Genomic DNA, 22,630 nt, shown 5'->3' on the forward strand with positions numbered 1-22,630 from the left:
CATTCATACACATATAAAGGAGCCGTTCGCAAAATGAGATACATGGGATTGCTGCAAACGTACAAAGAGTATTTGCCGGTGACGGACAACACGCCGATGCTAACGCTGCACGAAGGCAATACGCCGCTGGTACGCGCCGAAAAGCTGTCGGACGAATTGAACCTCGACATTTATTTTAAATATGAAGGGTTGAATCCGACCGGTTCGTTCAAAGACCGCGGCATGGTGATGGCGGTAGCCAAAGCGATGGAGGAAGGCAGCCGCACGATTATGTGCGCCTCGACGGGCAATACGTCCGCGGCAGCAGCCGCTTATGCGGCACGCGGCAATCTCAATTGCATCGTGCTGATCCCGAACAACAACATTGCGCTCGGCAAGCTGGCGCAAGCGATCATCTACGGAGCGAAAGTCATCGCGATTGAAGGCAACTTCGACCGTGCGCTGGAGATTGTCCGCGAGATTACGGCCAAGCACCCGATCACTCTCGTGAACTCGGTCAACCCGTACCGCCTGGAAGGGCAGAAGACGGCGGCCTTCGAAGTATGCGACCAGCTCGGTCAGGCTCCGGACTACTTGGCGATTCCGGTCGGCAACGCAGGCAACATCTCCGCGTATTGGAAAGGTTTCAAGGAGTACAACGCCAAAGGCAAATCGTCGTCGCTGCCGGTGATGATCGGCTTCGAGGCGGAAGGCGCCATGGCGATCGTGAAGGGCGAACCGATCCTGAATCCGGAGACGGTCGCTACCGCCATCCGGATCGGCAATCCGGCGAGCTGGGATCTTGCCGTGAACGCGGCCAAGGAATCCGGCGGACAGATCAACTACGTTACGGACGACGAAATCCTGCATGCGTACCGGACGATTGCATCCAAGGAAGGTATCTTCGCCGAGCCGGCATCCGCCGCTTCGATCGCGGGTGTCATGAAGCTGCACAAGGAAGGTTACTTCAAAGGCGGCGAGAAAGTCGTCTGCGTCTTGACCGGCCACGGCCTGAAAGACCCGAATATCGCGATCAAAAGCGTGGGCGGCGATCTGCTCGTCGTTCAAGATACCGAAGAAGCGGTTATGGATGCGATCCGCAAGCTGGAGGGCGCTGGCGCATGAGTTTGCCGGGGAACGGAAACGGACCGGCCGCGGGAGACGGCCGGCGGAAGGTGTACGTGAAGGTGCCGGCGAGCACCGCCAATCTCGGACCGGGCTTCGATGCGCTCGGTATGGCGCTTAATTTGTACGCCTGGATCGAAATGGGCATAGCGGACCGGACCGAAATCCGCCTGTACGGAGATCAGATGGAAGGCGTGCCGACGGATAAGTCCAATCTCGTCTACAAAGTCGCGCAGCAAGTATTCGAGAAAGCCGGAGTAAGTCATCCCGAGCTCGATATTGCGATGTATAGCGATATTCCGCTGACGCGCGGACTCGGCAGCAGCGCTTCGGCGATTGTCGGGGCGCTTGTAGCGGCCAACGCGCTGATCGGTTCCGCTCTGTCCGACTACGAGCTGTTCCAGATGGCGTCGGCACTCGAGAAACATCCGGACAATGTCGGAGCCTCGCTGTTCGGCGGCTTGACGGTGGCGTTCTGGGACGGGACGCGGGCGGAGCATATCCGCGTCGTTCCGGAGGACCGTCTGGAAGTGCTGGTGGCGATTCCCCGCTTCCAACTGGCCACGGAGAAAGCGCGCAACGTCCTTCCGGCCGAAGTGCCGATGAAGGACGCCGTATTTAATATCGGCCACGCTTCGCTGCTGGTGGCCGCCTTTTGCACCGGACGTTACGACCAGATCCGCCATGCGATGAAGGATGCGCTGCACCAGCCGTACCGCGCTCCGCTCGTGCCCGGTATGAGCGACATCCTGGAGCAGGCGGAGGTGCACGGAGCTCTCGGTATCGCCTTAAGCGGCGCGGGACCGACCTTGCTGGCGCTGCTAGATAGAGAGAGCGGCCGCGGGGCAGAGCTGGAGCGTTTTCTGACCGATACGCTGAAGTTGCACGGCATCGAAGCCGATACGATGCGGCTGAAGCCTTGTGCCGAAGGCGCGACGGTTCTGACCCATTTCGATCCTCATGTCACGCTCATCGACAACATCAAAGGCGAAGTTCGAGCCTAAGCGAGATAGACCGAATGGTGCAATTTATATAGATGTTGATGCGAATTCGTGTTACTGTAGTAAAGTGGCTTCTTCATCGATAGTTCACCGTGTAGACCACGAATGAAACCATAAGACCCGGCAGCCGACAGGTTAAAAGCCGGTTAGAAGGAGATATTCCCCGTGAAACGGATCGCTTTTCTCGGGCCGGAAGGGACGGTGTCCCAAGAGTCCGCCCGATATTTTTTTGCCGAAGGGGCGCATGAGTTCGTTCCTTACGCGCTGATGTCGGACGTGTTCACGGCTACCGCCGCAGGCACGGCCGATTATGGTGTCATCCCGATCGAGAATACCATCGAAGGATCGGTTAAGCATCACATCGACCTGCTGGTCGAATCAGGCGGCAATTTGCCGATACAGGCGGAATGGATCTATCCGTCTATTCAAAATTTGATCGGCCATTTCGACCTCACCTCGGGAACCGATCCGTTTGCGAATATTCGCAAAGTCATCTCTAAGGACGTCGCGATCGCGCAGTGCCACGACTTTCTGCGCAGCCGGCTGCCTCATGCGGAATTCGAATACGTCAGCAGCACGGCCGAAGGCGTACGGATCGTCAAGGAGTCGCTGGACCCGTCCTATGCGGCGATCGGAACGAGGATGTCGGCGGAGCTGTACGGGCTCGATCTGCTGGCCGAGAACATTACCGACCATGACAACAACTACACCCGATTCATTCTGATCGGGAAAGACAAGCCGGTGCTGAAGCCTGCCGACTGCGCCAAGACGACCATCCTGGTCACTTTGCCGGAGGATTACCCGGGTGCGCTGCATCAGGTGTTGTCCGCTTTCGCATGGCGCCGGATTAACTTGTCCAAGATCGAATCGAGACCGACGAAGAAGAAGCTTGGCAACTACTATTTTTATATGGATATCGAGATGTCGCTGGATACGGTACTGCTTCCATCGGCTTTGCAGGAGATCGAGGCGATCGGCAGTCAAGTGCGGATCTTGGGTTCTTATCCAAGCTACTCCTATATGGCGGGGCTGTAGGACGTTTATTTGCTTGCTGCGAATGGCAGGCGCAGATTGGCATAGCCGTGAATAGTCTGTCGGGAGTGTATCCCTGCGGGCTATTTTTTTAACGATTCAGAAGTTTAAGTTCGCTATAGCGCTAAAGCGAACCGAGACATTCTGAAGCAAGGAAAGCTACCTCTTACGCAGGGCCATGCATCGTGGCAAAGGCTTCGGTTAGAAGCTTTTTTTATTTTCCCGGAATGATGTCAAATGCCTACCTCTTGCATAGACTGTATTGTTATTCAAGACAACGGGAGGTTTCAGTCTGGTGAAAATCCATCTGGTGAAAAAGGGAGAAACGCTCTTTAACATCGCCAAAAAGTACGGTATCGAGCTGCAAAAGCTGATTTCTTTCAACAGTCAAATTGCCGATCCCGATCAAATCGACGTAGGCATGAAAGTGAAAATTCCGTCCACTCCAGTACCGGTGCCGCCTCCGGTCGGCCATGTGCTGCACAAGCATATCGTGGTACAGGGAGATTCGTTGTGGAAGCTGTCGAAGGCGTGGGACGTGCCGCTGAAGGCGGTCATTGATGCGAATCCGCATTTGAAAAATCCGAATGTGCTGATGACGGGGGAAATTGTATACATCCCGAACCTGGCGACGGGAACGGCCCCCGAGCATACGGAAGGTATGAGTAAAGCGGAATTAACCGCACCGATCGCCGCACCCGAGACGATGGAAGCGATGCCGGAGATGCCGGAGATGCCGGCTGTCGAGGAGCCGATCGAATGGCCGGGCATGGCCGACGTAACCGAAGCGGAGCCTATGGAGCAGCCGGTTTACGAAGCGCAGGAACCTGTCCAGTTCCCGTTCATGCAATATGAGATGCCGGCCACGGAAGCGATGACTCCGCAAGCTCAGCCGGCTCCCATGGCGATGCAGCCTCACGTTCCTGCTCCGGTTGCGACGTGGAACTACGAAAGCTTTATGCAAGTTCATCACAAACCCCATCATCATGAGATGGCCGTACCGTATATGCCTATGATGCCGATGGCCCCTGCGGCGCAGATGCCGGTCATGGGCACAGCCGATAAGTATCCGGGCATTCCAGATCAGGCGGCTCCCTGTCCTCCTGCTATGGAATGGCCGGAGGCCGCCGTTCAATCGCAGCAGGCGATGCCGTTTCCTCAGATGACCGGAGGTCCTTGCGGATGCCAGGGCGGCGGCCATCATCATGCTGGGGTTCCGTACGGCATGCACTTCGGGATGCCATACGGGATGCCTTATGCGATGCCGGGTGTTATACCGGGCATGTTCAGCCCGCAGCAAACGATGTCGCCGCACGCATCGTGGATGAATAAGGATGACTTCGGCTGCGACGACCGGATGGGAGATATCGGCCTTGACTCGATTGCCCGGGAGCAAGAAGTCCGCACGGACCAAGCGGTTTCGTCTGGCACCGTCTCCAAAGCGTCCGTCAGCACCAAAACTAGAGCTCCGAAGCGGAAAAGCCCGGCAAAACGTGAGAAAAGACAAAATCAGCCGTGGATTCGGAGATAACGGTCTGACGGATACCGCCTCAAGTATAACAGCAGTCCCCTTTGGGAAAACTAGAAAAAAAATCTAGTACCAGAGGGGATTGCCATGAACTTGTCAAGCTTGTACAAACAACTGAAAAAGCGTCTTCGCCAAAAAAGACGATGGTTGTCGCTTGGCTTTTTCATTGCTGCGGCAGCCGTAGGCTTGTTAACCTTATTCGGTTCCCGTTCCCCGGACATTGCGGGAGACGCCGCTTTGACGGCGGAAACGCTCGCTGCCGTTCGCGGCGGACAGGCTCCGCAGGCGTACGTGTCGGAAGAACAGCGCCAGACATTGGAGCAAATCCGGGCCGAAGGCGGAACGAGGGACGTATTTGTGCGCAGGAGTTATGTGTGCGGAGAAGAGCACGGGTTGACCGGACGAATGGGAACCGAGGAGATTATGAGTTTCCATCAGGAGCACCCGACGTGGAAAGTCGAGCTGGACGCCAACGGAAGCGTGACATTTACGGAACAGATCGACGATTTGTCCCCGGCCTGCAAGCAGAACGCCTATTTCGGAGTGGACAAAACCGGCAACTTGTCCTTGTTCGAAGGACCGCCGGATAACGAGAAAGTGATCCGCACCTTCTTCCAGCTTAACACCGGTTACTTGGAGAGCAGTCTGCCCCACAATTCGCTGGAAGAGCTGAAGAAGGGCATTCCCGTGATCGATATGGCGGAGTACAACAGCGTTCTCTCCACATTCAGCGAGTTTGCCGTCGAGGCTGCGGAAAACGTGATGATTCCGGCGCAGTAGAAGTCCGGCTAGCGCCTGAGGCGCTAGCTGGGTCTGGTCGGCTATGCCGTCAGGGCCTACAGGTAGTGTGGGGCAGATGCAGGTAACGAATCGTGCATGTTCCTGCGCGCAAATTTATGATGCATGAAAGATTTTGATAGACACGCCTCTCTTTTTGCTGAACATCGCCATAATTGCTGGCGATGTTTTTTGTTGATCGATTCGGCCAATAAGTTTAAGTTCTTCGCCGTGGTCGAGTGGAAAAGAGGTGTCTCCCTTGACGAGTCAGCAAGTCGCAAGTCGTTCATCGCGGGTGGAAAGCGTTTGAACCTTCTGCCCTGCTTCAAGCGTGGAAGGGATGGACCGAGTAAGAGCGGTTTGGAGCTCCTAAAATCGGCAAAAAGGGTGCAGTCGCCATCAGTGGGTTGAAATAAGAGGTACGAACCGCCTTTATCCGCTCTCGTTTTGCGAAAAGGCCGAAAATAGGAGGTGCGAAAGACTCGTATTAAGTTTAGAACCTGCGCGCATACGTTTTGACGAAGGGAAACGCAACCTGTTCGCACAAGCAAGATCTTTTCGTTCCGCAACTAGAGTCGAGTGGTTCCCCTAAAACCTTATCAACAAGCAGCTGGAGCGAAAGTACCCACCATCCCTCACAGGGGCTTGAATAATAAAATGGACTTTACAGGCGTTTTTTGGCCCGAAGAGCAGGAGGATGGAAGGCATTTCTGCGTAGTCGCAGGAAATTTAGCAAACGGACCTCATTTCGGCGTATTTCGTGAAAGTTCCTGTGCGTATGCAGCAATCTGCTTCATCTTCCGTTGTATTCGGGGGATTGCTGGTGCTGAACAGGAATCGGTCCGAGAGCGGCTGACGCTCGCTCCCTCCGCTCCAAGGCAAACGCGACAAAACCCGTTTTTTGCACTTGTGCAAAAGTCGCGTCCTCAGCCGCTGTCCAACCCCGGCCCACTTTGTTATAATGGTAAATTGAATACATATGTTCGCTTATCGGCAGAGAGAGAGGGACTTTTGTGCGCGTATTGGGCATAGACCCGGGAATTGCGATCGTCGGCTTCGGCTTTATCGATAAGCAGGGACACAAGCTGACTCCGGTCCAGTTCGGCAGCATCCAGACGGAAGCGAATACCGATTCCGCCGTGCGGCTGCAGGAAATTTACGAAGCGACGGTCCATTTGATCGACAAATACAAGCCGGATGCGGTGGCGATCGAGAAGCTGTTCTTTAACAAAAACGTTACGACTGCTCTGACGGTTGGTCAGGCGCGGGGCGTGCTGATGCTGGCGGCTGTGCAGAAAGGAATTCCGATTGCAGAGTACACCCCGCTTCAGGTGAAGCAGGCGATCGTCGGATACGGAAAAGCGGAAAAAAAGCAGGTGCAGGAAATGGTCCGCATGTTTTTGAAGCTGGCGTCCGTACCCAAGCCGGATGACGTGGCCGACGCTTTGGCGATCGCCATCTGTCACGCGCATTCCGCCGGCCTGCAGCAAAAATTGAACGGAGTTGGGAAGTCATGATCGATTTTTTGCGCGGAAAAGTGGCGCACCGGGAAACGGATTACGTCGTGATCGACGTACAGGGGGTTGGCTACCGCGTGTTTTGTCCGAACCCGTTCGTATTTCCGGATAAACCGGAAGACGTTACGGTATTCACCCACCATCATGTGCGCGAGGATGCGATCCTGCTGTTCGGCTTCGCATCTCGGGACGAACAGTCGCTGTTCCGGCGGCTGATTGACGTCACCGGAATCGGACCGAAGGTGGCGCTCGGCATCTTGTCCGGCGGCCGTCCGGAGGCGGTCGTGGCCGCGATCCAGCAGGAGAATGTGACGTTTCTGATGAAGCTGCCGGGGATCGGCAAAAAAACGGCGCAGCGGATCATTCTCGACTTGAAAGATAAACTCGGCGCGGTAACGTCCCGCTTCGACGGAGCGGTGCTTGCCGAGGCGCTGCAGCAGGCCGGAACGGATTCTTCCGGGGGCGGAGCCTGGGCGGAGGCGAAGGAAGCGCTGCTCGCGCTCGGATATACGGAAGCCGAAGCGGATCGCGCCTGGCAGACCGTGAAGGCAAAGGCCAAAGAGAGCGACCCGGCAGACACGCTTATTAAGCTGGCTCTTCAAGCGCTTTACGCCGGCTGATGCCGGCCGCGGGGCTACAACGAATGACAAGGAGGGCGACGGCAAATGGAGGATCGGATCATTTCGGCCCATTTGATGATGGAAGATGAGACTGTGGAGCTCAGTCTCCGTCCTCGCTATTTGGCGGAATATATCGGACAGTCGCAAGTGAAGGAAAACTTGAAAATTTACATCGAAGCGGCCAAAATGCGCAAGGAAGCGCTGGATCACGTGCTGCTGTACGGACCTCCGGGTCTCGGCAAGACGACGCTGTCGAACATAATCGCCAACGAGCTTGGCGTGAACATCCGGACGACCTCCGGTCCGGCTATCGAACGTCCGGGCGATCTCGCGGCGATTTTGACCAACCTCCAGGAAGGGGACGTCTTGTTCATCGATGAAATCCACCGGCTGCACCGCACCGTTGAAGAGGTGCTGTATCCGGCGATGGAGGACTTCGCGCTTGATATTATTATCGGCAAAGGCCCGAGCGCGCGTTCGGTCAGGCTCGATCTGCCGGCTTTCACGCTGGTCGGGGCCACGACGAGGGCAGGACTGCTGTCCGCGCCGCTCCGGGACCGGTTCGGCGTTGTCAGCCGGCTTGAATATTACACGGTGGACGAGCTAAGTTATATCGTCAGCCGGGCCGCGGACATTTTGCAGGTCAGCATCGTCGGAGAGGCGGCGGACGAGATCGGCAAACGTTCGCGAGGCACGCCGCGGATCGCCAATCGGCTGTTGAAGCGGGTGCGGGATTATGCCCAGGTGCGGGGCGACGGAATTATTACGACCGAGATCGCCCGCGCGGCGCTTAAGCTGATCCAGGTCGACGACCTCGGGCTCGACGAGATCGACCATAAGATGCTGCGCGCGATTATGACCAGCTTCCGGGGCGGGCCGGTCGGACTCGATACGATCGCCGCTACGATCGGCGAAGAGAGCCAGACGATCGAGGATGTGTACGAACCTTATTTGCTTCAAATCGGATTTTTGCAGCGCACGCCGCGGGGGAGGACGGTTACCGCCGCCGCATACCGGCATCTCGGTCTTCCGGTTCCTTCCGAAGGCGGCAGCAGCTAGATGTGCTATCCAAAGGAGAGATGGAACCGATGACGAGACGAGTTCGGCCCCGGAGATGGGCGGCCGTTTGGCTGGCGGCGATCGTGGCGGCTGTAATCAGCGTGCCCTCGGCCTTTACCGAAAGTTACGCCGCCGTGCCTAAGCTGGAGCACATCCGGGTCGCATTGTTTCTGTCCAGCGGTACTACTTATAACGTTACCGTACCTGCCGTGACGCTGTCTTCCCCGAACGGGCTCGATATCGGCCGGCGAACCGCTTCCGGGTTCACGCAATGGTCGGCAGTAGCCCCTGGCGCGCAAGCCCGTTTCAGCGTGGACGGCTACCAGGTGTTCCTGCTGGAAACCGCCGATCAGGCGACCGCGAAGCTGCTTCAGCAGGCGCTCGGGGCTACCCAGGACAAACCTTACGTCTACCAATCGGTCAAGCTCGGCAAGACCGTCTATCAAGTATACGCAGGCATGTATGGCTCCAAGGAAGAAGCGAATGCGGCAAAGCAGCGGATCGCGGTTAACGCTTCTGCGGCTGCGCTGCTCAAGGGGGCGGCAACGACCGTAACCGGCCCGCTTCATTGGAATGCCGGCGATTACGCCTCGGAAGCGGAAGCGGCGGGACAAGCCACGGCACTGCGTCAGCAGGGGCTCGACGCATGGCCCGTTATCTTGGAGACGGCGGGCGCTTCGTCTTACGCCGTATGGATCGGGGAAGCGGCCGATGCCGAGCATTTGAACACAGTCAAAGCGCAGGCCGCGAAAATATCGCCGAACCTCGCGTTGAAGCCGGTCGATCCGGCAGCTCCTTATTTGCTCAAAAGGGACGAATGGACAGGGACCGCTGCGATTCCGCATTATTCGTTTAATCCCGATGCGCATCAAGTGTGGGTGGCTCCGAAGGACGGAACTGCGGCCATCGCCGAAAAAAGCGGTCGGCAGTATCGGGGGGCGCTGGAGCTGAGCCGGCATAACGGCAAGCTTGCGGTCGTGAACGAACTGCCGTTCGAGCAGTACCTCGTATCCGTCGTCGGAGGGGAGCTGGGCGAATCGTGGCCGGCCGAGGCTTTGAAGGCGCAAGCCGTCTCCGCGCGCACGTTCGCGCTGAGCCTTGGGACAAAGTATCAGATTGCGCACGTCTCCGACTCCTCCAACGATCAGGTTTATTACGGCGTACAGCAGGAAGGGCCGAACGGGACGGCTGCGGTTGCGGCGACGGCCGGAGAAGTAATTGTATCGAACGGCGAGCTGATCATGCCGTATTTCTATTCGAACGGCGGCGGATTGACCGGCGACCCGGTCGAGGTGTGGGGACAGCCGATTCCGTACATCAAGTCGGTACAGAGTCCCGACGAGGCTGCGGAGAAAAACAAGCTGTTATGGCACCGCGTGTCGCTGCCGGGCGGCAAGATCGGTTATATCCGCGAAGATCTGGTCAAGGAATCGGGGGAGCGGAACGGCGCAGGCTTGCCTGTCGTAACGGTTCAGAGTGCGGACGTAAACGTGCGTCCGGCCCCGTATGTCGACGATGTCCGAAATGGCCCGATTGCAAAGGTCTCCACAGGAGCCAAGCTCGTATCGCTTGGCAAAGCGCCGGAATCGAACGCGTACAGCTGGATTCGCGGCCCGTATACGGCGGACGAGCTGTTGAAACAGTTGAACGGGGTACTAACGAAGCCGGTCGCCGGCAAGCTGGAGACGCTCGAGGTAAGCAAGCGCGGCCCGTCGGGCCGCGTCACGGAGCTGAAGGCCAACGGCCAGCCGATTCCGGTCGCCAAACCGGATCAGTACCGGAGCGCGCTGTTCAGTGCGCCGAGCACCCGGTTTGATATTGAGGAGACGGGACGGTATACTGTATCTGGAGCCGGCGGATTGACCCGCGCAGTCCAAGGATCGGCCGGAACGCTGTATGCGATTGGCGCAAACGGAGCTTCTGCTCCGCTGACCGGACCGAACCGGATTGTGCTCGGTGCGGAAGGCAGTGTCCGCGTCGCCACGAAGGACACGATGTTCCGTCTGACCGGAACCGGTTACGGGCACGGCCTCGGCATGTCCCAATGGGGAGCTCTCTCGCTTGCGGAGAGCGGACACGATTACAAAAGCATACTCATGCACTATTACAATGGGATTACTATAACTAAGGAATGACGGATATGGATGTCAGTACGTTTGATTTTGAATTACCCGAATCTTTGATCGCCCAGACGCCGCTTTTGAACCGGACCGGGTCCCGATTGCTTACGCTCGACAAGTCGAGCGGAGCGATCGGGCACCATGCGTTCGAACAACTGATCGACTTTCTGCAAGCCGGCGATACGCTCGTGTTGAACGATACACGGGTCATTCCTGCCCGGCTTTTTGGCGTCAAAGCCGATACGGGAGCACATGTGGAGCTGCTGCTCCTCAAGGAACTGGGCGAAGACCGGTGGGAAGCGCTTGCCCGTCCGGGCAAACGGCTGAAACGGGGAGCCGTCGTGGTGTTCGGCGAGTACGGTGAACAGGGCCGGGAGAACGAAACGGCGATGACGGAGCCGCTGCTGCGCGCTGTCGTCGAGGAGGAGGGCGAGATGGGAGCCCGGATCGTCCGGTTCGAGTACAACGGGATATTCCGGGAGCTGCTGGACCGTCTCGGCTCGATGCCGCTTCCTCCTTATATTAAAGAGAAGCTGGACGACCGGGAACGGTATCAGACCGTATACGCCCGGAATCCCGGTTCGGCGGCTGCGCCGACGGCCGGACTGCATTTCACCCCCGCTTATCTGGAGGCGATTGCGAACAAAGGAGTGCGGATCATAACGGTCACGCTTCATGTGGGTCTCGGCACGTTCCGCCCGGTCTCGGCCGATACGGTGGAAGCGCATCAGATGCATGAAGAATATTATTCGGTGTCGGCGGAGACGGCCTCCGCGCTGAACGAAGCGAAAGCAGCAGGACGCCGGATCGTGGCGGTCGGCACGACATCGGCCCGGACGCTGGAGACGGTGGCGAACCGGTTCGGCGATTCGCAGATCGAGAGCTGTGACGGCTGGTCGGGCATCTTTATTTACCCGGGCTATTCGTTTAAGCTTGTGGATGCGCTGCTGACGAACTTTCATTTGCCCAAATCGACGCTCGTCATGCTGGTCAGCGCTTTGGCCGGAACCGATCGGGTGCTGGCGGCGTATCGCGAAGCGGTCGAACGCGAATACCGGTTTTTCAGCTTCGGCGATGCGATGTTTATTTATTGAACGGCACGATGGAGCCGGATAGACAAGATCAGACAAGGAAGGAACGACTTATGGCAGCAGTACGGTACGAACCTATCAAAACATGCAAACAATCCGGCGCCAGGCTTGGCCGGTTGCATACGCCCCACGGCATCATCGATACGCCGACCTTCATGCCGGTAGGCACGCAGGCAACGGTGAAGACGATGAGCCCCGAAGAATTAAAGATGATGGACGCTCATATTATATTGAGCAATACGTATCATCTGTTCCTGCGTCCCGGCCACGAGATCGTGCGCGAGGCGGGCGGGCTTCACAAGTTCATGAACTGGGACAGGCCGATCTTGACGGACAGCGGCGGCTTCCAGGTGTTCAGCCTGAGCGAGCTTCGCAAAATTACCGAAGAAGGCGTACATTTCCGCAACCATCTCAACGGAGACAAGCTGTTCATCTCCCCCGAGATCGCCATGGACATTCAAAATGCGCTCGGGCCCGATATTATGATGGCATTCGACGAGTGTCCCCCTTATCCGGCCGACTATCAGTATGTCAAATTATCGACGGAGCGGACGAGCCGGTGGGCGGAGCGCTGCCTGAAGGCGCATGCCCGTCCTCACGATCAGGCGTTGTTCGCGATCGTTCAAGGCGGCATGTTTGCCGATTTGCGCAAAGAAAGCGCGGTTCAGTTGACTTCCATGGATTTCCCGGGGTATGCTATTGGAGGACTAAGTGTCGGAGAATCCAAGGAACTGATGTACGAGATGCTGGATCACACGGTTCCGCTTCTGCCGACGCACAAACCGAGGTATTTGATGGGGGTAGGATCGCCGGACGCGTTGCTGGAAGGTTCGATCCGCGGAGTGGACATGTTCGATTGCGTGCTGCCGACCCGGATTGCGCGCAACGGTACGGTTATGACGAGCGAGGGACGGCTGGTCGTCAAAGGAGCCAAGTTCGCAAGAGACTTCGGACCGCTCGATCCGAATTGCAGCTGCTACACTTGTAAGAATTACTCCCGCGCATATTTGCGCCACCTGCTAAAGGCTGACGAGACGTTTGGCATTCGGTTGACGACGTATCACAATCTGCATTTCTTGCTGGATTTGATGCGAAACGTTAGACAAGCTATCGCGGAAGACCGGCTGCTCGATTACCGGGACGAGTTTTTCGACCGGTACGGGATGAAGGAGAACTCCCGCGGATTTTAAAAAGGAGGGACTAGACTCATGTGGAATTATGCAGACGCAGCTGGGGCAGCGGCCTCACCTAACTTGCTCACGACGATTGTTCCGTTCGTACTGATGTTCGCCGTGTTGTATTTCTTGCTGATCCGCCCGCAGCAGAAGCGCCAGAAAACCCGCAACATGATGCTGAACCAGCTGAAAAAAGGGGACAAGGTTACGACGATCGGCGGCATGCACGGTACGATCATGGAGATCACGGATGATATCATCGTGCTTCGCGTCAACGATGCGACCAAGCTGACGTTCGACCGTTCGGCGATTAACGCGGTCAGCGCCTCCGCACCGGCCGCTGAGAAACCGGCTGAGAAGCCTGCCGAGAAAGCTTAATATGTAGTGAAATGGACAGAGGAGACCCGAGACGGTCTCTTTTTTTTGGACTATTTACTGAAATTGAGCCAGCAAGCCGTTTATCGCGTACGCTCGGCGCTCTGCCCGGCATACGGCTCACGCAATCTCCTGATTTGTGGACTGTCGGATAATTTTTTTGGATGATTTGGCTTCCGGGCTGCGGACATTCCAGTATAATCAAGATGCGGCGCCATGAAGATCGGCGATTTGCCGCAATACCCATTCCGACAGGGCGGGAGAGGATGTTAGGTCTGAACCGGGAGAGGAGAAAGACAAACGTGGATTGGCAAGCGGATTGGATCTGGCTGGACGAGATAGAGCGTCCTGTTAATACGCACGTATGTTTTCGCAAAACGTTCACGCTCGGCGCCGAAGCGGTCGGCAAAGCGCGGTTGCGAATAAGCGCCGATTCGTACTACCGGGTATGGATCAACGGAAAGGAAGCCGGAGAAGGACCGGTTCGTTCGACGCCCCGGCATTGGTATTACGACGATTACGATGTCAGCGGTTATGTCCGGACCGGGGATAACGTGATCGCTGTGGATGTATGGCATTACGGCCATTCGAATTATCAGTACATCGAGAATCAGGCGGGCTTGATCGCAAGACTCGATCTCGGGGAAGACGGCCAGGCCGGAAGCTTCGCCACGGATAATAGCTGGAAGGCGAAGCAGCATGACGGATTCGAGAGCCATACGGTGAAACGCAATGTCAATATCGGCTGGCTGGAGCTGTTCGATGCCCGGAAGTGGAACGACGTCTGGCTGACGTCCGCATATGACGATTCGGACTGGAGCAGTGCGGTCCGCGTGGCGGAAGGCGGAGGCGGAGTCTGGGGCGAGCTGCACACGGCTTCGATCGAGCCGATGGCCAAATCGCGCATTTATCCCAGCCAATTGACCTCCATATCGGAAGTCCGTCCGCTGCGGCAAGTCGTATCGGTGAATATGCGCGACAACTTTTATCCTGGCAACCGGGACGCCAATGCCAAAATATTCAGCGGTTACTTGGCAACGCTTCTCGAGACGGATGAACGCGTGACAGGTAAGCTCACATTCGCGCATTCGCCGTGGAACGGCGTCCAAGGCCGATATAAAATAAACAGCCGCTGGTACAAGCAAGGGGAAGAGATCGTGCTGGAGCCGGGACGGCACTTGTTCTTGCTTGAAATATGCGGCGTTCATAACGATTTGTTCTCGCATATGGAATGGGACTTTCCGTCGCCGATTCGTTTCATTTCCCCGTTTGAGCCTCAGGGCGACGTGCGAAGGGCGGAGGGGGCGGCTGAAGGAGACGGCAGCTCACCGTTCGTCACTTGGGGGCCTTTCGAGACAATTGAGCCTGTGGCTGACGGCTACCATCCGGTCTACGGGGGCGTCGAAAAGGAGACCGGGCTGAACCGGTCTCACCCGGAGTTTGCCGCACTCGGCGAAGCGGCCGAACCGGCCGATCTGCTCGCTTACCGGTCCTCGTGCAAGGAGGTGGAGCCGTCACGGATCATCGTGAACCATATGATCTATTCCTTGATGCTTCGCAAGCAAACCGTGGCAACCCGGGCGGTGCAGCGGAAAGACGAACGGATGCTGTACGGGCATCCCCGCCCTTCCGTGCTGGCTCCTCCGGCGGACGGAGCGGACCTGGAGCTGATCGTCGACTTCGGCAAGCTGTACGTCGGGCAGATCGAGTTCGATCTGGATGCGGCGGAAGGCACCGTGATCGATGTATACGGCTTTGAGACGATGGTGGACGGCAAGGTGCGGTATACGGGCGGATTGAATAACGCTTTCCGGTATACAGCACGGGGAGGCCGGCAGTCCTATCGAAGCGTAACCCGGATGGGGTTCCGCTATTTAATCGTAGCGATTCGCGGCCAGACGACGCCGGTTTCCTTCCACTCGATCTCCGTGCTTCAATCCGGATACCCGGTAACCGATCAGGCGGTATTCCGCTGCTCGGACCCGCTGCTGAACGACATCTGGGAAATTAGCCGGCATACGTCGGAAGTATGCACAGAGGATATGTTCGTCGACTGCCCGACGTACGAGCGGGTATTCTGGGTCGGCGACTGCCGGGTCAGCTCGCTTGTCAACTACTATTTATTCGGCTCCTACGAACTGGCGGAGCATTGCCTGACGATGGTTCCGCGCTCGCGCGAACAGAGCGGTCTGCTGCTCTCCTGCATGCCTACCGATTGGCAGTCGGTCATCCCGATGTGGACCTTCAGTTGGGTAATCGCTTGTAAGGAGTACGTCGAATACAGCGGGGATACGAAGTTTATCGGCACCATCTATCCGGACATCGCCGAGACGCTGGAGACGTACTGCACGTTTATTAATGATAAAGGCTTGTTCGATATCAGCTCGTGGAATTTGCTCGACTGGGCCGAGCTGGATATTCCGTATGTCGGTGTAGGTACGGCGCAGCATGCGGCGCTTGCTTATTGCTGCCGGATAACGGCGGATATGGCCCGGCGGCTGTCTCAACCCGAAGACGAGCGGCGGTGGAACGAGCGGAGCGAACGGCTCAAAGCGAGCATGAACGTTCATCTGTGGGACGACGGAAGAAGCGCCTACATAGACGGCTGGTATCGCAGCGGCAAACGGTCCGGTACTTGCAGCGTCCAAACCCATACGCTGCTTTATTTGTTCGATATGCTGGATCAAAAGCGCAAAGACGCCGTCGAAAGCAGGCTGGTCGATCCGCCTGCCGACTGGGTGCGCATTGGCACGCCGTTCATGTCGTTTTATTTGTTCGAAGCGTGGCAGCGGATGGGCCGGCTCGATCGGATCGTATCCGCCATCCGCCAAGACTGGGGAACGATGGTCCGCCACGGATCGACTACGTGCTGGGAGACGTTCGCCGTGTACCCGCGTAGCTTCGCCCATGCGTGGTCGGCTGCGCCCGCTTATGTGCTCGGTAAATATGGCTTGGGCGTTGCGCCGGCTGCCGAGGGGTTCCGCCGCATCTCGATATGTCCGCCAGAGCTGGACGGGCTGGAATGGGCGGAGGGGTCCGTTCCGACGCCGTACGGCCGGATAGACGTCGAATGGAGCCGCGAGAACGGCTCGGCGAGGCTGAGGCTGCGGGTACCGCAAGGCATCGGGATCGATGACGCCGAAGCGAGGGAACGCGGCTGGGACATACGGATCGAACGGGTGGGAGACACCGGGGAAGGGAGTGGGGACGATGCATGACGATGACTTGAAATCGTGGAGTAAAGAAGACATATGCGCCCATCTGGGCGACGATTATGACCGTTACCTGGGGGCGATCGTGCCTCCGATCTTCCAAAATTCGCTGTTTACGAGAAAGACGAAGTCGCACGGTTACAGCTACTCTCGCGTCTCGAACCCGACGCTGGAGGTGGCCGAGCGGAAGCTGGCCGCCCTGGAGGAAGGGGAACGCGCGCTGCTGTTCTCCTCCGGCATGTCGGCGATTACGGCTGCGATTATGCAGCATGCGGTGAAAGACTGCCATGTCGTAACCCTGAAGAGCGTGTACACGCCTGTGCGTGTATTTCTCGAAACGTATATGAACAAGTTCGGCGTAGAAACGACCTTCGTCTCCGGGGAGGAGGTCCGGCAGTTTGAAGAGGCGATCCGGCCGAATACGCGGCTTATTTATTTGGAGACGCCGCTTTCGAACGTCTTCACCCTGCAGGATCTCGCGGCGGTTGCAAAGCTTGCCAAAAGCAAAGGCATCGCTACCGTCGTGGACAATACGTGGGCGACGCCGCTGTATCAAAATCCGCTTCGGTTCGGAATCGACACCGTCGTTCACTCCGCTTCGAAATATTTGGGAGGGCACAGCGATATTATCGGCGGCGTCTTAATATCCGATGCCGCCACGGTCGAGCAGATGACGCATCGGGAACGGGGAATGTTCGGAGCGGTGATGGACCCGCATCAAGCCTGGCTGCTCACGCGGGGACTCCGGACGCTACCGCTGCGGATGGCGAAGCATCAGGAGAACGCGAGGAAGGTCGCGGCGTTCCTCCAGGAGCATCGTGACGTGGAGCAGGTGTTTTATCCCGGGCTGCCGGACCATCCCCAGTTCGAGCTAGCACTAGAACAGATGAGCGGCTGCAACGGGTTGATCAGCTTCGTACCGAAAGGGGACAAAGCGAACGTTGCCCGGATGAGCCGGGCGATGACCTGCTTCGAGGTCGGTCCCAGCTGGGGAGGCTTCGAAAGCTTAATGAACTTCCCCGGGGCGGGGATCGATGAGGAAATGTCGGAGCGCACCGGCATTCCGCGAGGCCTTGTCCGCATCTCGGTCGGTCTGGAAACGGCGGGAACGATCATCGAAGATTTGGAGCGGGGCTTGCACGCTATTCGTCAGGAGGGATCGTAAAGATGGAGTTGAAACTATTCAAAGCATTGTGGGGCATGACCGGTACGCTGGAAGAACAAATCGAGCGGATCGCCGAAGCGGGATATGACGGAGTGGAGTGCCTCGTCCCCGACAAGGAGGACGTTCCGAGATTCCGCCGGCTGTTGGAGCGGTACGGTCTTGATTATATCGCGATGATGTACACGGACGGCGACCACGCGGCTACATTTCGCGATAGGCTGAACCGGGCTTGCGAGCTGGAGCCGCTCAAGGTCAATTCGCACAGCGCCAAAGACTGGATGCCGTTCGACGAGCAGCGGGCGTTTTTCGAGCAGGCGATGAAAGCGGAGCGGGACGTTCCGATTCCCGTCGCCCACGAGACCCACCGCAACCGCGCCACTTATTCGGCATGGAGCACGGCGGCGCTTCTGAAGGAATTTCCGGAGATGAAGCTGACCGCCGATTTCAGTCATTGGGTCGTCGTATCGGAGACGCTCCTGGAGGATCAGCGGGACAACGTGGAGCTGGCGATCAGCCGGACAATTCATATTCACGGACGGGTCGGATTCCGCCACGGTCCGCAGGTTCCCGACCCGGCGGCGCCGGAATACGCGCAGGAGCGGGAAGCGCACGAAGCGTGGTGGGACGAAATTTGCCGCAGCCATTATGCCAGAGGTGAGAGAATCGTGACCTTCGATCCGGAGTTCGGACCGCCGAAGTATTTGCATACGCTGCCGTACACCGGACAGCCGTTGGCCGATCTGTGGCAAGTGTGCAAATGGATGGGGGACGCTTACCGCGATCGCTTCCGCCGGATTCGGTGGGAGTAACGAAGCGGTTTCCCCCGCAAGGATAAGGATAAGCGGAGTAAGGATAAAGGCGGTGCGAACCGGGAATGAACAAGATGGATCAGCCTTCTTCCGATTTTGTGGATCACGATTTTAATGAATCACTCGACCTGTTTCCCGTCTATTGCGAGCATAAAAGCGATACGACGCCGATGCGTGCGGCTCACGCCCACCGCGGCTTCGAGTTTCACTTTACGTTCTCAAACCGGGGGATGATCCGGGTGGAGGACCGGGAATTCAGCGTTTATCCGGGCAAAGTTGTGATCATCCCGCCTCTCAAATACCATCGCTTCCATCCGGCGCAAAAATCGGTCTACAACCGTGCGATTTTGTCGATCGAGGAATCGTATTTGCAGCGGTTGATCGAAGCGGAGCCGGAGATCGCGGCCGTGTATGAGTCGTGGTTTCCCGGGGACGACGTCATTACGCTGGAATTCTCGATAGCAAGCCGGGAGCTGCAGCACATCCACCCTATTACGCAGCAGCTCGAATCGGAGCTGAAAGAGCGTAGGCAAGGCTTCGAGCTGTACGTGAGAACGTTGCTGCTCCAGTTGATCCTGCAACTCGCCCGGACGAAAGACTCGTGCGTCGTCAAGGAGCGGGCCGCTGCCGAGATGCTCGAGATCGCAGAGCGGATGACCGCCTATATCTCGGAGCGGTGCTGCGAGGGGGTCGACATCCCGGAGCTGACGGAGAAGTTTCACGTCTCGCGTTCTTATGTTTACAAGCTGGTCAAGCAGCTCACCGGGTACACGCCGTATCAGTACATTATTATGCACCGGATTATCCGGGCCAAGGAAATGCTGCGTTCCAGCAACGAATCAATTACGCAGATCGCCCTTCGTGCGGGCTTCAACGATTCCCCGCATTTTATCCGTACTTTTAAGGAAGCGACGGGAATGACGCCGGGCGAGTTTAAACATTTGCCGGACAGCGGGATGTAGCTAGATAGAGGAGCAGAGAGCCGGGGCGCGGAAGCGGCCCGGTTCCTCGTCTTGCAGCAGCGCGTGAACCGCACACCCAATTTGCATTAAATACTGCCGTGCAATCGAAAGTTACCATTGTGCAATTGATGAAGCCCTGCACCTTATACAATAGAAGCATAACCGATCGAGTGGGGTGTTTGCATGGACAGCCATTTTGAAGTGGATTTGAATGATTACAGTTTTTTGGAGCAGGCCAGAGAAGCGGGCCGGGGGATTATGCGTCCGATTGAGGTGGCCGACCGGCTGAAAGGATTGTACTGGATCGAATTCGAATGCTCGCGCCTGGCGATGGGCTGGGTGTCCGCTTTTCCAGATTGGGAAGTAAAGGGACGGCTCGTCAGGCAAGCTTATCTGCACACGGAGCATATGAAATTGCTTGAAGCCCGGATTGACGAGCTGCCGGGCCGGGGAGTCGGCGGGAAATTGTGGACTCCGCAGAACGTCGGCGAGGCGTTCCAGCGAATGTCGATCGCTTATTCCACCGAGGCGTTTGCGGCGGCTTATTTTTATATTTTGACCCAGCTGTATAACCGGTACAGCCGGCTTCGCATGACGCTTGACCCGATTCTGGACGCTCCGACGATTGACCGGCTCAAGATCATCGAGATGAACCGGTCCGAGCTGACCGAGTGGGTGTCCGGCTATGCCCAGTTTGCCTATATCGACGATCCCGAACAGCGTATCCGTTTATCCGGGTGGCTGGAGTTCGTCCGGACTTTGTGGCAGGCGATGGACACAACGTCGGACCCGGAAGGGAAGGCCGGTTTTCCCGACTTCCCGGTTTACGAAGTGGAGAAGCCGGCAGGGCCGGTACCTGCCAAAGCGGCCGTCGATCCGCGTTATCCGCTCGTCGATTTGACCAAGTACAAAAGCGCGATGTTCGATCCGAAATCTCCGACGCACGGCAGCGTCAAGCATATGGTATTTATTAATGCGAGCGAGATGTCCGCGGCCGAGACGATGACTTATTTGTATTACGGCGTCCTCCGGATGCCGATGGACTTTTACTACGATGTTGCCCGTCATACGTGGGACGAGGTGCGGCACAGCCAGATGGGCGTACGCCGGCTGCTCCAGATGGGGTACAAGACCGAAGAGTTCGCCTGGCATCCTTGTACGGTGCTGTCCGGATACAATTTTAAAGGCGCGTTCCCCGAATTTTATGCGAGCCTGACGATGGTGATGGAGCCTTGTTCCTTTATTAAGAAACGGAAATCGATCGACTCGTTTTTGGAACACGGTGATCCGATGTCCTCCGTTCAGTCCGAATACGATATTGCCGACGAGCGGCTCCATGTGAATTTCGGCAAAAAGTGGGGAGCCAAAATGTACGAGCACATCGACGATCTGGTGACCGCCCAGTCGGTCGAACGGAAGGCGAAGCAGATGCATTTACAGAAGATGGGGTACAGCGCGGAGGAAGTTAACCGGGTACTCGATCATTTTCCGGAGTTTTGCGGATTTGCGACGATGGATCTGCAATACGACAAGTATTAAACGAAAACGAAAATCGCAGCCCAAAAAAGAGGGGCGTTCCGATGCCAAGCGGAGCGCTCCTCTTTGTGTTGGGTTGTGCCGCAGGTGTGCAGCGTTATCTCCCGATCCTGGCCCCTGCAAGCAGCGATCTGCCTTCAGCCAGACGCAGTCCGATGCGCGACGCGAGCAGCCCTAGCACCATGCCTCCGGCCATATCGGTCAGCCAGTGAATGCCCAAGTAAAAAATCGAGAAAATAATAATAGCCGCACTTGCCGGAACGAATACTTTCCAGAACTTATTCCGGGAACGGAGCGCGATTACGGCCATCGATACCGACAAGGACGTATGAAGACTCGGGAAGCAGTTGTCCAGATCTGACAGCCGCCGGTATTCCGTCTCGAATGATGGAAAGGCGTCCAGCATAAGAAAACGGACATTCGGGTTAAACGCATGCACTTCGGTAACCGGAAAAAACAAATAAAACGGAATGGCGATCATATAATTGATCATCAGCGCATAACAGACGGCGTAAAACAACTTGTGCTCGCCCTCAAACGTATACAGAAACAGGGAAGCGACCATGATTGCCGTAAACACGACGACATAAAAAAAGCTCAGCCCTGCCGTCAAGTAACTATTCTCGAACAGCTTCTGAAACAGAGCGACAAATTCGCCTTCGAGTCTGTAGATGCTCGGAGTAAAGTCGGCATGCTGGACCACCATGCTGTTCTCAATCGAAATCTCGATTTTATTGAAAAATAAAATAACGGCGATGCCCAGAAAATGAAGCAAATATTTGCGCTTCGTAAACAGCTCCTGAACAAACGCTCCGGCCGCATGAAACGGGTATAACGGATGTCTCTTCAAGGAGAAAAACAATAAAACATACACGGTCAGGGCCATAAGAACGGTCACGTGGGTCATGGACTGGAACGTAAACAAAAACAAATCCCCCTACATCGATGTGTGGCTGCCGCGACTTGGACCCAACCAGTATATCATATCCGGGGGTGTGCCGAAATGCTCCTACTTTTACCTGACCGTGGCCTGCTTGCGCTTACTTTTTGGCGTTAACGCCGAACATGCCTCCGACCGCACCGGCGGGGATCGCGATCAGGAGCAAAGCGGCGGTATCCTTACCGAGTCCGGCGTCGAAGCCCAAAAAACCGACAAGAACGACGATGAGCGTGTACAGCACACCGAGAATGGCGCCATGATACCAGCCTCTGCTTTCCGAACGTTTGCCGCTGGAAAATCCTCCGAACAAGGAGGCGATTCCATGAATAAGAAAAGCAGCGGTTGTAAGCGTCTGCTCCTTCATATCGGTCATGGATACGACCAACGATGTGAACACCGCCCCGACGCACAGCCAGACGAAAGCATTCACGATGCCGGACAGCAGCGGCGAGGTAATGCGAATCCGAGGAACTTTCGAGATCGGGTTCATGCGGACATGCACCTCTTTATCCTAGTTTGTAACCATTGTATGGGCGACTTGACCGGATTAGTACAAGGCTTTGGCAATTATTGAGCAAGCGGGGACTGCATGAGGAGGAAGAAGGGC

19 protein-coding genes are annotated in these 22,630 nt (G+C 56.8%); 17 read left to right on the forward strand and 2 right to left on the reverse strand.

Features of this window, described 5'->3' with window-relative positions; genetic code table 11:
- Nucleotides 1-33: 33 nt before the first annotated feature.
- The 17 genes from thrC (at nt 34) to IDH45_RS03410 (ending at nt 21,086) form a co-directional block, all read left to right on the forward strand.
- Entirely contained in the window at nt 34-1,104 is a 1,071-nt protein-coding gene (gene thrC, locus IDH45_RS03330; protein WP_190924627.1) for a threonine synthase, read from the forward strand.
- Entirely contained in the window at nt 1,101-2,108 is a 1,008-nt protein-coding gene (gene thrB / locus IDH45_RS03335) for a homoserine kinase (protein ID WP_190924629.1), read from the forward strand. The genes thrC and thrB overlap by 4 nt, the downstream gene beginning before the upstream one ends.
- A 162-nt stretch (nt 2,109-2,270) precedes the next feature.
- Nucleotides 2,271-3,140, forward strand: a complete 870-nt coding sequence (gene pheA / locus IDH45_RS03340) for a prephenate dehydratase (RefSeq protein ID WP_190924631.1) — start codon at nt 2,271-2,273, stop codon at nt 3,138-3,140.
- A gap of 292 nt (nt 3,141-3,432) precedes the next feature.
- Nucleotides 3,433-4,668: a LysM peptidoglycan-binding domain-containing protein gene (locus IDH45_RS03345; protein ID WP_190924633.1), complete on the forward strand. Its 1,236-nt coding sequence runs from the start codon at nt 3,433-3,435 to the stop codon at nt 4,666-4,668.
- Nucleotides 4,669-4,752: 84 nt separating this feature from the next.
- The gene (locus IDH45_RS03350; protein ID WP_190924635.1) at nt 4,753-5,445 is read left to right on the forward strand and encodes a BofC C-terminal domain-containing protein; all 693 of its coding nucleotides are present in this window, start codon (nt 4,753-4,755) and stop codon (nt 5,443-5,445) included.
- 1,010 nt (nt 5,446-6,455) lie between these two features.
- A complete protein-coding gene (gene ruvC, locus IDH45_RS03355) occupies nt 6,456-6,959 on the forward strand; it encodes a crossover junction endodeoxyribonuclease RuvC (protein WP_190924637.1) in 504 nt (167 codons plus the stop codon).
- On the forward strand, nt 6,956-7,579 hold the full coding sequence (gene ruvA / locus IDH45_RS03360) for a Holliday junction branch migration protein RuvA (RefSeq protein WP_190924639.1): 624 nt from the start codon (nt 6,956-6,958) through the stop codon (nt 7,577-7,579). Before ruvC ends, ruvA begins: the two co-directional genes overlap by 4 nt.
- A 45-nt stretch (nt 7,580-7,624) precedes the next feature.
- Nucleotides 7,625-8,638, forward strand: a complete 1,014-nt coding sequence (ruvB, locus tag IDH45_RS03365; RefSeq protein ID WP_190924641.1) for a Holliday junction branch migration DNA helicase RuvB — start codon at nt 7,625-7,627, stop codon at nt 8,636-8,638.
- A 29-nt stretch (nt 8,639-8,667) separates the two neighbouring features.
- On the forward strand, nt 8,668-10,773 hold the full coding sequence (locus IDH45_RS03370) for a SpoIID/LytB domain-containing protein (RefSeq protein ID WP_190924643.1): 2,106 nt from the start codon (nt 8,668-8,670) through the stop codon (nt 10,771-10,773).
- 5 nt (nt 10,774-10,778) lie between these two features.
- Entirely contained in the window at nt 10,779-11,852 is a 1,074-nt protein-coding gene (gene queA / locus IDH45_RS03375; protein ID WP_190924645.1) for a tRNA preQ1(34) S-adenosylmethionine ribosyltransferase-isomerase QueA, read from the forward strand.
- Between the two features lie 50 nt (nt 11,853-11,902).
- Nucleotides 11,903-13,039, forward strand: coding sequence for a tRNA guanosine(34) transglycosylase Tgt (tgt, locus tag IDH45_RS03380; protein ID WP_190924647.1), 1,137 nt, complete (start codon nt 11,903-11,905; stop codon nt 13,037-13,039).
- A gap of 18 nt (nt 13,040-13,057) precedes the next feature.
- Nucleotides 13,058-13,402, forward strand: coding sequence for a preprotein translocase subunit YajC (yajC, locus tag IDH45_RS03385; protein ID WP_190924649.1), 345 nt, complete (start codon nt 13,058-13,060; stop codon nt 13,400-13,402).
- Nucleotides 13,403-13,701: 299 nt separating this feature from the next.
- Entirely contained in the window at nt 13,702-16,617 is a 2,916-nt protein-coding gene (locus tag IDH45_RS03390) for a family 78 glycoside hydrolase catalytic domain (RefSeq protein WP_190924650.1), read from the forward strand.
- Nucleotides 16,610-17,776, forward strand: coding sequence for a trans-sulfuration enzyme family protein (locus IDH45_RS03395; RefSeq protein WP_190924652.1), 1,167 nt, complete (start codon nt 16,610-16,612; stop codon nt 17,774-17,776). Before IDH45_RS03390 ends, IDH45_RS03395 begins: the two co-directional genes overlap by 8 nt.
- A 2-nt stretch (nt 17,777-17,778) precedes the next feature.
- Nucleotides 17,779-18,585, forward strand: coding sequence for a sugar phosphate isomerase/epimerase family protein (locus IDH45_RS03400; protein ID WP_190924654.1), 807 nt, complete (start codon nt 17,779-17,781; stop codon nt 18,583-18,585).
- Between the two features lie 65 nt (nt 18,586-18,650).
- Nucleotides 18,651-19,547 (forward strand): AraC family transcriptional regulator, encoded by an 897-nt coding sequence (locus tag IDH45_RS03405; RefSeq protein WP_190924656.1) that lies wholly within the window; start codon nt 18,651-18,653, stop codon nt 19,545-19,547.
- A gap of 183 nt (nt 19,548-19,730) precedes the next feature.
- A complete protein-coding gene (locus IDH45_RS03410; protein WP_190924658.1) occupies nt 19,731-21,086 on the forward strand; it encodes a DUF455 family protein in 1,356 nt (451 codons plus the stop codon).
- Between the two features lie 94 nt (nt 21,087-21,180).
- Here IDH45_RS03410 and IDH45_RS03415 read toward each other — a convergent pair whose 3' ends face one another.
- Together IDH45_RS03415 and IDH45_RS03420 are read right to left on the reverse strand one after the other, a co-directional pair.
- Nucleotides 21,181-22,008 (reverse strand): phosphatase PAP2 family protein, encoded by an 828-nt coding sequence (locus IDH45_RS03415; RefSeq protein WP_223836333.1) that lies wholly within the window; start codon nt 22,006-22,008, stop codon nt 21,181-21,183.
- 115 nt (nt 22,009-22,123) lie between these two features.
- The gene (locus tag IDH45_RS03420) at nt 22,124-22,513 is read right to left on the reverse strand and encodes a TIGR04086 family membrane protein (RefSeq protein WP_190924659.1); all 390 of its coding nucleotides are present in this window, start codon (nt 22,511-22,513) and stop codon (nt 22,124-22,126) included.
- Nucleotides 22,514-22,630: the final 117 nt, after the last annotated feature.

This window comes from Paenibacillus oceani (genome assembly GCF_014705615.1).
Classification (GTDB): Bacteria; Bacillota; Bacilli; order Paenibacillales; family NBRC-103111; genus Paenibacillus_AB; species Paenibacillus_AB oceani.